At 60.8% G+C, this 13,870-nt stretch carries 12 protein-coding genes; 5 read left to right on the top strand and 7 right to left on the bottom strand.

Translation table 11 applies throughout. From position 1 onward, the window contains the following. Positions 1-43: 43 nt before the first annotated feature. The 7 genes from ACZ9H3_RS06510 to ACZ9H3_RS06480 form a co-directional block, all read right to left on the bottom strand. Positions 44-637, bottom strand: a complete 594-nt coding sequence (locus ACZ9H3_RS06510; protein ID WP_102051944.1) for a sarcosine oxidase subunit gamma — start codon at positions 635-637, stop codon at positions 44-46. Between the two features lie 3 nt (positions 638-640). Next, the gene (locus ACZ9H3_RS06505; RefSeq protein WP_476220139.1) at positions 641-3,544 is read right to left on the bottom strand and encodes a 2Fe-2S iron-sulfur cluster-binding protein; all 2,904 of its coding nucleotides are present in this window, start codon (positions 3,542-3,544) and stop codon (positions 641-643) included. Then, a complete protein-coding gene (locus tag ACZ9H3_RS06500) occupies positions 3,541-3,846 on the bottom strand; it encodes a sarcosine oxidase subunit delta (protein WP_330523810.1) in 306 nt (101 codons plus the stop codon). Before ACZ9H3_RS06500 ends, ACZ9H3_RS06505 begins: the two co-directional genes overlap by 4 nt. Positions 3,847-3,860: 14 nt before the next feature. Then, positions 3,861-5,102, bottom strand: coding sequence for an FAD-dependent oxidoreductase (locus ACZ9H3_RS06495; protein WP_099775209.1), 1,242 nt, complete (start codon positions 5,100-5,102; stop codon positions 3,861-3,863). Beyond that, positions 5,084-5,983, bottom strand: coding sequence for a bifunctional methylenetetrahydrofolate dehydrogenase/methenyltetrahydrofolate cyclohydrolase FolD (folD, locus tag ACZ9H3_RS06490; protein ID WP_102051942.1), 900 nt, complete (start codon positions 5,981-5,983; stop codon positions 5,084-5,086). The genes ACZ9H3_RS06495 and folD overlap by 19 nt, the downstream gene beginning before the upstream one ends. Continuing rightward, positions 5,980-6,846, bottom strand: coding sequence for a formyltetrahydrofolate deformylase (gene purU, locus ACZ9H3_RS06485; protein WP_476220138.1), 867 nt, complete (start codon positions 6,844-6,846; stop codon positions 5,980-5,982). The genes folD and purU overlap by 4 nt, the downstream gene beginning before the upstream one ends. Before the next feature lie 279 nt (positions 6,847-7,125). Continuing rightward, positions 7,126-7,725: a helix-turn-helix domain-containing protein gene (locus tag ACZ9H3_RS06480; protein ID WP_065761885.1), complete on the bottom strand. Its 600-nt coding sequence runs from the start codon at positions 7,723-7,725 to the stop codon at positions 7,126-7,128. 298 nt (positions 7,726-8,023) lie between these two features. Here ACZ9H3_RS06480 and glnT point away from each other — a divergent pair, with 298 nt between their 5' ends. From glnT to ACZ9H3_RS06455, 5 genes are all read left to right on the top strand, one after another. Beyond that, positions 8,024-9,358: a type III glutamate--ammonia ligase gene (gene glnT / locus ACZ9H3_RS06475; protein WP_065761884.1), complete on the top strand. Its 1,335-nt coding sequence runs from the start codon at positions 8,024-8,026 to the stop codon at positions 9,356-9,358. 67 nt (positions 9,359-9,425) lie between these two features. Beyond that, positions 9,426-10,331, top strand: a complete 906-nt coding sequence (locus tag ACZ9H3_RS06470; protein ID WP_476220137.1) for a class II glutamine amidotransferase — start codon at positions 9,426-9,428, stop codon at positions 10,329-10,331. An 11-nt stretch (positions 10,332-10,342) separates the two neighbouring features. Beyond that, positions 10,343-11,026 carry a GltB/FmdC/FwdC-like GXGXG domain-containing protein gene (locus ACZ9H3_RS06465; protein ID WP_099775206.1) on the top strand — a complete coding sequence of 228 codons (684 nt, stop codon included), beginning with the start codon at positions 10,343-10,345 and terminating at the stop codon, positions 11,024-11,026. Between the two features lie 15 nt (positions 11,027-11,041). Further along, positions 11,042-12,364 carry an FMN-binding glutamate synthase family protein gene (locus tag ACZ9H3_RS06460; protein WP_065761881.1) on the top strand — a complete coding sequence of 441 codons (1,323 nt, stop codon included), beginning with the start codon at positions 11,042-11,044 and terminating at the stop codon, positions 12,362-12,364. Positions 12,365-12,492: 128 nt separating this feature from the next. Beyond that, the gene (locus ACZ9H3_RS06455) at positions 12,493-13,818 is read left to right on the top strand and encodes an ammonium transporter (RefSeq protein WP_476220136.1); all 1,326 of its coding nucleotides are present in this window, start codon (positions 12,493-12,495) and stop codon (positions 13,816-13,818) included. Positions 13,819-13,870: the final 52 nt, after the last annotated feature.

The raw sequence follows: 13,870 nt of genomic DNA, 5'->3' as shown, positions 1-13,870 counted from the left end.
GTGGCGACCCGGGCGTTGTACCTCGTTCAAGCCCGTGTGCGGCTTAATCCATCAACACTTCAGGCGCCAGCAAGGCACCGTTGAACTCACTCATGGCGTCCAGCACGGCATCTTTGAAGTAGGCCAGCGAGGCGCGATCACACAGCAGTTGGAAACAGGGCAGGCCGACGGGGCCCAGGTTGATCACGATGACGTTGATCCGCGCCGCCGAGGTCTGCGCCACTGCACCGACGGGAAACACCTCGGGCCGCAGGTCGACCCCGCAGAGCTTGGCCATGACCTCGCTGATGCAGGCGCCGCTCAGTTGCAGCCAGGCGTGGCTGTCCTGGCGTGGCAGCAGGTAGTTGGCGTTGTGGTCCAGCTCCCAGCTGACTTCTTCATCGGCAATGCGTTGACCCTGGTCGGCCAGGCCACCGAGCAGCAGGTACTCGGTCTGGGACAGGCGCGCGACCTGGCTGCCGTCGGCCTGGAGGACGGCGCGGTTGGGCGCTTCGGGCAGCTCGAAACCGCGTACACGCAAGTAGTCGGCGCTGTGCGTGCCACGAAAGCCGATGCGGGGCAGCGCGGTCAGGTCAATCAAGGCGCACTGCTGCAGGGCGCCAACATCGAGTAAGGGCTGTGCGTGCAGGTTAGACATGGCTCAGAGCTCCTGGCGCTGGTTGGCGGGGTCGAAGAACGGCAACTGCACCACTGTGGCTTGAACCACCTGGCCGCCGTCGACGCGGATGGGAATCTGTTGCCCTGGTGTGCTTTGCTCGGGTGCGGCATAGGCCAGGCCGATGATCTGCCCCAGGGTCTGCGAGTGTTCGCACGAGGTGACGTTGCCGCTGATGTCGGGGCCGTTCAGCACCAAGTGGCCTTCCAGTGGTTTAGGGCTGCCCTTGGGCAGGGTGAAACCGACCAGTTTGCGTTTTGCCGGTTGTGCTTGAAGGATGTCCAGTGAACGGCGGCCCACGAAGAATGGCTTGGTCCGGTTGATCGCCCAACCCATGTCGATCTCGTCGGGATGGGTCATGCCGTCGGTGTCCTGGCTGATGATCACATGGCCTTTTTCCAGGCGCAGCAGGCGCTGCGCCTCGACGCCGAAGGGACGGATGTCGTAGTCCTTGCCGGCATTCATCAGAGCCTGCCAGAGGGCCGCGCCATGGCGCGACGGCACGTGAATCTCGTAGCCCAGTTCACCGACGAAGCCGACCCGCAGCACGCGGGCCTTGATGCCGGCGACTGTGCCCTGGCGCACCCCCAGGTAAGGGAAGCCCGTGCTGGACAGGTCAATGTCGGTGCAGAGCGTTTGCAATACCTTGCGCGCATCCGGCCCAGCCAGGTTCACGGCCGACAGGGCTGCAGTGACGTTGGCAATATCGACGTTCAGGCGCCATTGGGCGTTCCACTTGAGCATCTGCTGGTAGATGCGATCGACGCCGCTGGTGGTGGCGGTGACGTAGAAGTGCTGCTCGGCGAAGCGTGCGCAGACACCATCGTCAATCACCACCCCTTGCTCGTTGGTCATCAGTGCATAGCGTGAGCGGCCCACCGGTTGCTTGAGGAAGGCAAAGGTGTAGAGGCGGTTGAGCAACTCGCCGGCGTCCGGCCCGCGCACATCCAGGCCACCGAGCGTGGACACATCGATCAGGCCGACTTTGGTGCGTACGTGCAGTGCCTCTTCCTGCATGCACCGCTCGCGTTCGCTGGCCTTGCCGTAGTAGGCAGGGCGTTGCCAGATGCCGGCAGGCATCATCTTCGCGCCGGCAGCCAGATGTTGTGCGTGCATGGGCGTTTGCCTGAAGGGGTCGAACGCCCGTCCGGCGACGTGGGCCAGTTTTTCTGCCTCGAAGGGTGGGCGGGCAGTGGTTATTCCGGTTTCACTGATGCTGCGCTGTGTCGAAGCCGCGACCAGGCGAGCCGTGGGCAACGCCGAGTGACGGCCCTGGGACGGGCCCATGCCGACGGTGGAGTAACGTTTGACCAGTTGGATATCGCGGTAGCCGATCCGGGTTGCGTTGATGATGTCATTGACCTGCAGGTCTTCGTCGAAATCGACAAAGTCCTTGCCCTTGGGATGAGGGAAGATCGGCCAAGGGAAGTTGACCCGCGCTTCGGCCTTGAACGATTGCTGCGCTGGGTAGGGTAATGCCAACGCAGCCAGGGCCGTGGCGGTGGCATTGGTGGCATCGGCCAGGACGTTGTCCAGGGTATGCCGGCCATTGGCGGAACCCGCTACGCCGAGGTTGTTCGGCAGGCCGCTCAAGGTGAACTCTGCCGATGCGTCGTTGTAGGCCAGCTTGCCGCCAGCCTGACAAAGCAACTGATACACCGGCATGTAGCCGCCGGACATGCACAGCAGGTCGCAGTCCAGGGTCAAGGCCTGGCTGGCCACCTGGCCCTGGCCGGTGATACTGCGCAGTTCGACGCCAGTAATGTGGCGCATGCCTTTGCTGTGCAGGGCTTCGTAGACGGTCGTGGCAAGGTGGCAGCGGATACTGCGTTGCTCCAGCGCGACCAGCAGATCGCGATTGCCCGGACCACTTCGCAGGTCCACCAGTGCGGCAACTTCAACGCCTTGCTCATACAGGTCGAGGGCGGCCAGGTAGCCGTCGTCGTTGCCGGTGAGCACCACGGCGCGTTTGCCGGGTTTCACGGCATACAGTTTCATCAGGCGCTGGGCTGCACTGGTCAGCATTACACCCGGCAGGTCGTTGTTGCGGAAGATGACGGGCTGGTCGAATGAGCCGCTGCAGATCATGCACTGGCTGGCGCGGACCTTGTACAGGCGCTTGCCTTGAATCACGGGCAGATAGTTGTCGGCAAACCAGCCGTTGCAGGTTGCCTGGGTAAGGATGCGGATGTTGGCATGCTGTTGGACCGCCTCGATCAACTGGTTGCGCAGGGTGTTGGCGCGTCGGTTGTCGATGTCGAAACGGGCATAGTTCAGCGAGCCGCCGAGAATCGATTGTTGTTCAACCAGCAACACCTTGGCACCGGCATTGGCGGCGGTCAGGGCGGCTTGCAGGCCGGCCGGGCCTGCACCGATCACCGCAAGGTCGGCGAACAGGTAGGCCTTGTCGTAGTACTCGGGCTTGAAGTCGAGGTCGAGTACGCCAAGGCCGGCCTTTTTGCGGATGATCGGCTCCCAGACTTTCCACATGCCCTTGGGCTTGTAGAACGAACGGTAGTAGAACCCCACCGGCATGAACCTGGAGAACTTGCCCAGGTAGGCGTCCTTGTCGTGCTCCAGCGAGCCGTTGAAGTTTTGCCCGCTGGCTTCAAGGCCTTGCGTCAACGGCTGGCAGTCGGCCAGGACATTGGGCTCGTGGGGCAACTGGATCAGGCTGTTGGCATCTTGCCCGGCCATGCTCAGTGGGCCGCGTGGGCGGTGGTACTTGAACGAGCGTGACAGCAGAAAACGGCCGTTGGCGAGCAAGGCGCTGGCGATGCTGTCACCCTGCAGGCCCTGATAGGCGGTGCCATCAAAGCTGAAGGTGAGCGGCTGATTGCGATCGATCAGCAGGCCCATGGGGGCCGGAAGGCGATTGGGGAGGCTCATCCTGCGATCTCCTGCGGTTGCGCGGCAGTGAACTCAACCCGCGTGCTGAACAGTTCCCGTGGGTCGAAGGTCCGGATGATCTCGTCAGTGACGGTGTGGCGTTCAGCCAGGAACCAGTAGCTGGAGGGGCTGTGCATCCACCATTCACGAACCACGCCGAGGGTGTCTTCGCTGTTGAAGACATAGGCCGCCCATTCACTGTCGCTGCAGGTGCTTGGGTTCGGCATTGGCTTGAACTCGCCACCGTAGGTGAACTCGCTGATGTTGCGAGGCCCATTGAGCGGGCAAATCATGACTTTCATCTCACGCTCTCCTGTTAGTGGCTGGCTGCCGTGGCGCCCATTTCGTTGACTTGGGCAAAGGTCGAGAAACGCTCCAGGCTGAACGGTTTGATCAGGTCCGGTACCTTGCCGCCACTGGCGACCAGCTCGGCCATGGTCTTGCCGCAGATGGGCGTGGACTTGAAACCCCAGGTGCCCCAGCCGGCGTCCAGGTAATAGTTCTTCACCGGGGACAACCCCATGATCGGGCTGTAGTCCGGGGTCATGTCGGTGATTCCGGCCCATTGGCGCATCAGTTTGGCGTTGGCCAGGAACGGGAACATTTCGATGGCGTGGGCCAGCAGGCTTTCCTTGAGGTCGAGCGTCGAGCGGGTGTTGAACAGGGGATAAGGGTCCGAGCCACCCCCAAACACCACTTCGCCACGACCGGTCTGCTGCACGTAGCAGTGCAGGGCCGAAGAGCTCACCAACGGATCAAGGAAGGGCTTGAACGGCTGAGTGACCATCGCTTGCAGGGGAAAGGTCTGGATGGGCGAGCGAATACCGGCCTTTTTCATCATCTGCGAGCTCATGCCCGCCACGGCTTGCACGACGCAGCCACAGCGCACCGTGCCGCGGTTGGTTTTCACCGCGCTGATCGTGCCGTTTTCGATGACCAGTTCCTGGACTTCGGTCAACTGATGGATTTCCACTCCCCGTTTGGCTGCCTGCTTGGCGTAGCCCCAGGCCACCGCATCGTGACGCGCTGTCGCACCGTCGATGTGCCAGAGGCCGGCCAGTACCGGCAGGTGCCCTGGGTCCAGGTTCAAGGTAGGCACCAGTTCGCGGATCTGCTGGCGATCAATCATTTCGGTTCGCCCGCCGAAGTGCTTGTTCACCTCGGCACGCTGGCGGAATGCACGCACGGTGGCGTCGGTGTGGGCCAGGGTCAGTTGGCCGCGTTCCGAATACATGATGTTGAAGTCAAATTCGTTGGACAGGCCCTGGAACATCTTGACCGACTCGGCGTAGAACTTGACGCCCTCGCTGGTCAGGTAGTTGGAGCGAATCACGGCGGTGTTGCGAGCGGTGTTGCCACCGCCCAGGTATGACTTTTCCAGTACGGCAATGTTGTTGATGCCGTGGTATCGGGAAAGGTAATACGCCGTTGCCAGTCCATGACCGCCGCCGCCGATGATGACCACGTCGTAGGCAGGCTTGAGGGCTTTTGGGGCCGGCAAGTCGACCTCCACCGGGTACTCCGAACTCAGCCCGTATTTCAGTAGGTTGAAAGGCATACGGCCTCCGACTGGCTGCGTTGGGCTTGCTGCCGGGCAGCGATCACGGTGTTTTTCATCAAGAAGGCGATGGTCATTGGGCCCACACCGCCAGGCACCGGCGTAATCGCGGCAACCTTGGGCAGGGCACTGTCAAAATCGACATCGCCGACCAGTCGGCTGCGACCGTGGTCATCAATGCGGTTGATGCCGACATCAATGACCACGGCGCCCTCCTTGAGCCACGAACCATCGATGAGCCGTGGTCGCCCGACGGCGGCGATGACAATGTCGGCGAGCTGGCACAAGGCTTTGGCGTCGGCACTGCGCGAGTGAACCACGGTCACCGAGCAATGGGCCTTGAGCAGCAGGGCGGCCATGGGCTTGCCGACGATGTTCGAGCGACCGATTACCACGGCGTGTTTGCCACTCAGGTCGCCAAGGACCTGCTCAAGCAGGTACAGGCAGCCGCTGGGCGTGCAAGGTGTCAGCACGTCGCGGCCCTGGCTCAGGCCACCGACGTTCTCGCTGTGAAAGCCGTCGACGTCCTTGCTCGGCGCAATGGCTTGCAGGGCCCGGGTTTCCTCGATGTGTGGCGGCAATGGCAGTTGCAGGAGCAAACCATGTACCTGCGGGTCGTCGTTGAGCTTGCCGATCAATGCCAACAGCTCGGTTTCGCCGGTGGTGGCGGGTAGTCGGTACTCCAGCGAGCGGATACCGGCTTCCTCTGCCCGCAGGATTTTGTTGCGTACATAGACTTGGCTGGCCGGGTCCTCGCCTACCAGGATCACCGCCAGTGCCGGTTCAATACCGTCGGCTTTCAGCGTTCGGACGTCTTCGCGCACCTGTTGCAGCACCTGTGCGGCAGCGGCCTTGCCATCAATCAGTTTCAGCGGGCTCATCGGAAGATCACCGTTCTGTCGTTGTTAAGGAAAACCCGGTGTTCCAGGTGGTATTTCACCGCCTTGGAGAGGGCGACGGTTTCGGTGTCCCGTCCGGTGGCGACCAGGTCGTCGGGCTGGTAGACATGGTCGACCCGCTGGACCTCCTGCTCGATGATCGGGCCTTCATCCAGATCGCTGGTGACGTAGTGGGCGGTTGCACCGATCAGCTTTACCCCGCGTTGGTAGGCCTGGTGGTAAGGCTTGGCACCTTTGAAGCCGGGCAGGAACGAGTGGTGGATATTGATTGCCCGGCCCGACAGTTGCCGGCACAGGTCGTCGGAGAGGACCTGCATGTAGCGGGCGAGTACCACCAGATCGGTACGGGTTTCATCAATGACCTTCATCAACTCGGCTTCCTGCTGCGCCTTGGTGTCCTTGGTCACTGGCAGGTAGATGAAGCGAATGCCTTCTCGTTCGGCCATCGGCCGCAGGTCCAGATGGTTCGAGACGATGGCCGTGATGGTCATGTCCATCTCGCCCTTGTGGTAGCGGTAGAGCAGGTCGGTCAGGCAATGGTCGAATTTGCTGACCATCAGCAGCACGCGCATTGGTTCACGGCTATCGAAGAGCTCCCAGTGCATGTCGAAGCCGTCGGCGACGACCTGGAACGCGTGCTTGAGCTGGTCAATGTCGCCGTCGTGGCCGTCGTTGAAGCGAAACACCGCCCGCATGAAGAATTTGCCGCTGAACTCATCGTCAAACTGTGCCATTTCTCCGATGTAGCAGCCGTTTTCCGCGAGGTAGGAGGTAACGGCGGCGACGATGCCTGACGTCGCCGGGCAGCTGATCTTGAGAATGAACGGGTTCTTTTCGTGTTGCATGGCTGGTCCTCGGAAAGATGGCGGCAGGTCATCGCAGAGCGGAAAAGTTCATCGGTGAAATCGTTTTTTGCGGGCCAATAAAAATCACCCTTGGGAATAAAATATTCCTGTGGGTGCTTTTATAGGTGAAGGAGGGCCGTAGCGTCCAGTGGTTTCTGGAAACTTTTTTTACTTACAGGAATTTTTTTGGTGGGCGGGCGAGGTCAGGCGGGTGCGATGAGGGCGTCATCGCCGGCCCGCCGAGGCCCTGCGCAGGAGCGGGTTTTACTTGCGTGCTGCTTACTCGTTCTGGTTGCCGTAGTTCATGATCGACAGCAGGCGAATCGGCACCTGCACCAGTTGCTCCGGCCCGTGGGGAACCTCCCCGTCGAAGGTCAGGCTGTCGCCGGCTTCCATGCGGTACAGCTGATTGCCATGCCGGTAGATCAGTTCACCTTCAAGTAGGTGGAGAAACTCGGTACCGGGGTGGGAGAAGGTCGGGAACTCTTCGCTGGCGTCATCCATGCTCACCATGTAGGCCTCGAAGTTCTTCTTTGGCCCACGGGTATGGTTGAGCAGGTGGTAGGTGTGGCCTTTCTCGGTACCTCGCCTGACCACTTCAAGGCCTTCACCAGCCTTGACCAGTAGCGCGCTGCTGCCTTGCTGATCGTACTGGCTGAACAGTTTCGACATGGGCATGCCCAGCACGTCGCAGAGACGGCTGAGGGTATCGAGGCTGGTGGATACCTGCGCGTTTTCGATCTTGCTCAGCATGCCCTGGCTGATACCGGCGATACGGGCGACGTCGGCCAGTTTCAGTTCCTGGGCCTGGCGCTGACGTTTGATTTGCATGCCCAGGTACTGCTCGAGCTTCAGGCGGGGTTGCGTTTCATCGGTCATCGTTATCACAGCCTGCACTATTTCTTTTCAATAATTTTATATTCGCACCAGGAATGTGCGATGTACACCCCTGTCGAGCCTGTCCACCCTCGATTATTCGCGGTGGGAAAGCAAGTTTCCCATATAGACAGCAGCAACGCTCCCCTTCGCGCATTCAGGTCAGTGGTATCCCAGAGTTGGCAAGCTGATTGCATTCCTATTGGGAAAGTAACTTTCCTGATTGGAATAATGTGGTTGTCAGGGAAGTCAGGCGTTTCAACCTTCCACAACGCTTTGCCTTTCACGAGGAGTGAGATCCATGTTGCCACCAGATACCCAGCATTTGATCGAGAAGCATGGGATCAAGTACGTGCTGGCTCAGTTCGTTGACATTCACGGTTCGGCGAAGACCAAATCAGTGCCGGTTTCTGGCCTGAAAATGGTTGCCGAAGACGGTGCGGGCTTCGCGGGATTCGCCATCTGCGGCATGGGCATGGAGCCGCATGGCCCGGACTTCATGGCCCGGGGCGATCTGTCGACGCTAACGCCGGTTCCGTGGCAGCCAGGCTACGGTCGTATCGTGTGCATCGGTCATGTCGATGGCAAGCCCCATCCCTATGACAGCCGTTATGTCTTGCAGCAGCAGATCAAACGCCTGAGCGATAAGGGCTGGACGCTCAACACCGGGCTGGAGCCAGAGTTCAACCTGATGCGTCGCGATGAGCAGGGGCGTCTGCAGCTGGTGGACAGCAGCGATACCCTGGACAAGCCCTGCTACGACTACAAGGGGCTATCGCGTTCGCGGGTGTTCCTTGAGCGCCTGACCGAAGCCTTGCAGCCGGTGGGTTTTGACATTTACCAGATTGACCATGAAGACGCCAACGGTCAGTTCGAGATCAACTACACCTACAGTGAAGCCATGGAGTCCGCGGACCGCTTCACCTTCTTCCGCATGGCGGCGGGTGAAATTGCCAACGACCTGGGCATGATCTGCTCGTTCATGCCCAAGCCCGACCCGAAGCGGGCCGGCAACGGGATGCACTTTCACTTGTCGATCGCCAGTGCCGAAAACAAGAACCTGTTCCACGATGCCAGTGATCCAAGCGGCATGGGCTTGTCGAAGCTGGCTTATCACTTTGCTGCCGGCCTTTTGGCGCACGGCCCTGCGCTGTGTGCCTTTGCAGCACCCACGGTCAACTCCTACAAGCGCCTGGTGGTTGGTCAATCGCTGTCTGGCGCAACCTGGGCGCCGGCGTTCATCGCCTTTGGTGCCAACAACCGATCTGCGATGGTTCGTGTGCCGTACGGTCGCCTGGAGTTTCGCTTGCCCGATGCGGGCTGCAACCCGTACCTGGTGAGCGCGGCAATCATCGCTGCGGGCCTGGACGGCATCGACCGCAAGCTCGAAATCGACAAGGTCTGCAACGAGAACCTCTACAAGCTCAGCCTTGAAGAGATCGCCGCACGTGGCATCAAGACCTTGCCGCAATCACTCAAGGAAGCCTGTGATGCCCTGGAGGCCGACCCCCTGTTCGCCGAGGTCATGGGGCCGGAGATCGTGGGCGAGTTCATCCGCCTCAAGCGCATGGAGTGGGTGGAATACAGCCGCCATGTGAGCGACTGGGAGATCCAGCGCTACACCGAGTTTTTCTGATTCGTTAATCAACCGTTCCTGACGCCCGGTGAGTGGGGAGGGCGTCTTCTGCCCTGGAGTTTCTAATATGTGTGGAATTGTGGGTCTTTACCTGAAAAACCCCAAGCTTGAATCCCAGTTGGGCAAGCTGTTTGAACCCATGCTCGAGGCCATGACGGATCGTGGTCCGGACAGTGCCGGTTTTGCCATCTACGGTGATGAAGTGGCGGATGGCTGGGTCAAGCTGACCCTGCAGGCGACCACCGAGGGCTATGACTTCAAGGCCTTGGTTGCAGCCGTCGAGGCCCGCCTGGGCTGCGCGCTGGACTGGTTTCAGAATGCCAGCGCCATTGTCCTGAAAGTACAGGCGGACGAAGCCGCGGTGCGGGCCGTGTTGGCCGAGTTGGCGCCAAGCGTGCGCATCATGAGCGCCGGGCAGAGCATCGAGATTCTCAAAGGCATGGGTTTGCCCAAAGAAATCTCTGAGCGTTTCGGCCTGGCTAGCATGAAAGGCAGCCACATCATCGGTCACACCCGCATGGCCACTGAAAGCGCGGTGACCATGGAAGGCAGTCACCCGTTCTCCACCGGCGCCGACCTGTGCCTGGTGCATAACGGCTCGCTTTCCAACCACTCGCGCCTGCGCCAGAACCTGCGCCGCGAAGGTATCACCTTTGAAACCGAGAACGACACTGAAGTGGCCGCCGGTTACCTGACCTGGCGCCTGCAGCAGGGCGACACGCTCAAGCAAGCGCTGGACAAGTCGCTGGAAGAGCTCGATGGCTTCTTCACCTTTGCGATCGGCACACGCAACGGCTTTGCCGTGATTCGCGATCCGATTGCCTGCAAGCCGGCGATCCTCGCCGAGACTGACGACTACGTTGCCATGGCCTCGGAGTATCAGGCGTTGTCCAGCCTGCCAGGTATCGAGAACGCCAAGGTCTGGGAACCGGTCCCGGCCACCATGTACATCTGGGAACGCGAGTCGGCTTAAGGAGCACGCACATGAAAACTATCGATTTGTCCAACGCCTCTGTGCGTGATCTGAACCAGGCCCTGCATGACCAGGCCAAGCATGTGGATGACCGCGAATGGGTCGTGACTCACCCTAACGGTGCGCACAACCTGGCGGTCGGGGTCAACCAGGAGGTCTCTATCGATATTCAGGGCCACGCCGGTTACTACTGCGCAGGCATGAACCAGAAAGCCTCGGTCACCGTGCATGGCAACGTCGGTGTCGGTTGCGCCGAGAACATGATGTCGGGGTATGTGCGGGTCAAGGGCAGCGCCTCGCAAGCGGCAGGCGCCACCGCACATGGCGGCCTGCTGGTGATCGAGGGGGATGCCGGTGCGCGTTGCGGCATTTCCATGAAAGGCATCGACATCGTGGTCGGCGGCAGCATCGGCCACATGAGCTGCTTCATGGGGCAGGCGGGTCGTCTGGTGGTGTGTGGCGATGCCGGCGATGCGCTGGGCGACTCGCTGTACGAAACCCGCATCTATGTCAAAGGCAAGGTCGAGTCGCTGGGTTCGGACTGCATTGCCAAGGAAATGCGTGCCGAGCACCTGGAAGAGCTGCAGCAGTTGCTAGATCGCGCTGGCCTCAATGAAAAGGCCGCTGACTTCAAGCGTTATGGCTCAGCCCGCCAGCTGTACAACTTCAAAGTCGACAACGCCTCCGCGTACTGATCCAGGAGAACCACAATGAGCGAAAAGACCCCTCCAGTGCTGCGCGAGTCCGCCACCTTCGACCGCCTGGCCATTCAGGAAATCCAGCGTGCCGCCGAAACCGGCATCTACGACATCCGCGGCGGTGGCACCAAGCGCAAGCTGCCGCATTTTGATGACCTGCTGCTACTCGGTGCCAGCGTTTCGCGGTATCCGTTGGAAGGCTACCGCGAGAAGTGCGGCACTGATGTTGTGCTCGGCAACCGTTTTGCCAAGAAACCGATTCACCTGAAAATTCCCGTGACCATTGCCGGGATGAGCTTCGGCGCCTTGTCGGCCAACGCCAAGGAAGCGTTGGGCCGTGGCGCGACCATTGCCGGTACCAGCACCACCACCGGCGACGGCGGCATGACCCCGGAAGAGCGTGGCCAGTCGCAGCACCTTGTGTATCAGTACCTGCCATCGCGCTATGGCATGAACCCGGACGATCTGCGCAAGGCCGATGCCATCGAGATCGTTTTGGGGCAGGGCGCCAAGCCGGGTGGTGGCGGCATGCTGCTGGGCATGAAGGTGACCGAGCGGGTAGCGGGTATGCGCACCCTGCCAATTGGTGTCGATCAGCGCAGTGCCTGCCGCCACCCGGACTGGACCGGACCGGACGATCTGGCGATCAAGATCGCCGAGATCCGTGAAATCACCGACTGGGAAAAGCCCATCTACGTGAAAATCGGTGCCAGCCGTCCTTATTACGACGTCAAGCTGGCGGTCAAGGCCGGGGCTGATGTGATTGTCCTCGACGGTATGCAGGGCGGCACGGCGGCGACCCAGGAAGTGTTTATCGAGCACGTGGGCATTCCGATCCTGCCGGCCATCCCGCAAGCGGTACAGGCTTTGCAGGAGATGGGCATGCACCGCAAGGTTCAGTTGATCGTCTCTGGTGGTATCCGCAACGGCGCCGATGTTGCCAAGGCCATGGCGTTGGGCGCGGATGCTGTTGCGATCGGCACTGCGGCGCTGATTGCGCTGGGTGACAACCACCCGCGTCTGGATGAGGAACTGAAGAAAATCGGCTCGGCCGCAGGCTTCTACGACGACTGGCAGAACGGTCGTGATCCGGCTGGGATCACGACCCAGGACCCGGAACTGTCGAAGCGCCTGGACCCTGTTGAAGGTGGGCGTCGTCTGGCCAATTACTTGCGGGTGTTGGTGCTTGAGGCGCAAACCATGGCGCGCGCCTGCGGCAAGTCGCACCTGCACAACCTCGATCCTGAGGACCTGGTGGCCTTGACGGTGGAGGCGGCTGCGATGGCACGGGTGCCGCTGGCAGGCACCCATTGGATACCTGGCCAACAGTACTGAGCCAGCGCTGTAAACGCAGCACCCCTCCCCGGAGGGGTGTTGTGCATGCCTAGAGGCTTATAAAAGCCCGTCTATCAGTGTCTTTTTACGTGCTGCCAGCAAACCCTTTTTTTGCAGGAGCTTCGAAAATGGTCAAGCGCTTTTCTGGCAATCTCCTCTTGAGCCTGATGGCATTGGGCGCGGTTGTGCCGCTGGCCCAGGCCGCTGATGCACCGACACTCAATACCGGCAGTACCGCCTGGATGATCAGTGCGGCAGTGCTGGTGATGTTCATGTGCCTGCCGGGGCTGGCGCTTTTCTACGGTGGCCTGGTGCGGGCGAAGAACATGCTTTCGCTGTTTACCCAGTGTTTTGGTATCGCCGGTCTGGTGGGCGTGCTGTGGGTGATCTATGGCTACAGTATGGTGGTCGATACCACTGGGATGGTTGAAGGGGAGGTGACCTTCAACAGCTTTGTCGGTGGTCTGAGCCGCGCGATGTTGGCTGGCATGACGCCTGACAGCCTGGTGGGTGAAATTCCCGAGGGCGTCTACGTCACCTTCCAGATGACGTTCGCCATCATTACCCCGGCGTTGATCGCGGGTGCTTTCGCCGAGCGCATGAAGTTCTCGGCGGCGCTGTTGTTCATGGCCTTGTGGTTCACCCTGGTGTACGCGCCAGTGGCGCATATGGTCTGGGGTGGGGCGGGAGCGTTGATGCACAACTGGGGGGTGCTGGATTACGCCGGCGGAACAGCGGTGCACATCAATGCCGGGGTGGCAGCGCTCGCTGCGTGCTTGATGCTCGGCAAACGCAAAGGCTATGCCAATACGCCGATGCCAGCGCATAACCTGAGCCTGACCATGGTTGGTGCGGCCATGCTCTGGGTCGGTTGGTTCGGCTTCAATATCGGTTCGGGTGGTGGCCTTGGCGGTGTCTCCGGGATTGTCATGCTTAACACCCAACTGGCGGCGTGCGCCGGCATCCTCGGCTGGATGTTCACCGAATGGTTCAAGGTCGGTAAACCCAGTGCGTTGGGCCTGGCCAGCGGTGCCTTGGCCGGCTTGGTCGGTATTACCCCGGCATGTGCCTACGTGGGGGTTGGCGGGGCATTGGCCATCGGCGTGTTGTGCGGCGTGCTCTGTTACTTGAGCGTCACCGTGCTGAAACGGCGCCTGGGTTATGACGACAGCCTCGACGTGTTTGGCCTGCATGGTATCGGCGGCATCATTGGCGCGCTGCTGACCGGTGTGTTTTGCGTACCGTCCATGGGTGGGCTGGTTGAGGGCGTGAGCATGGGCGCGCAGGTGTGGGCGCAGGTTCAGGGTGTTTTGATGACCACGGTTTACTGCTTTGTGGTCAGCTGGCTCATTCTGAAAGTGGTGAATGCGCTGACGGGCTTGCGTGCCGATGAGTCGGTAGAGGAGATGGGGCTGGACCTCGCCGAGCACAACGAGCGGGCGTACAACCATTGAGTTGTAGCAATTGAGTGCAAAAACGCCGGGGCATGCCCCGGCGTTTTTGTGA

Source organism: Pseudomonas sp. TE3910 (assembly GCF_056279025.1).
The sequence above is the reverse complement of the archived record's forward strand: the minus strand, read 5'-3'. Positions and strand labels throughout refer to the sequence as shown.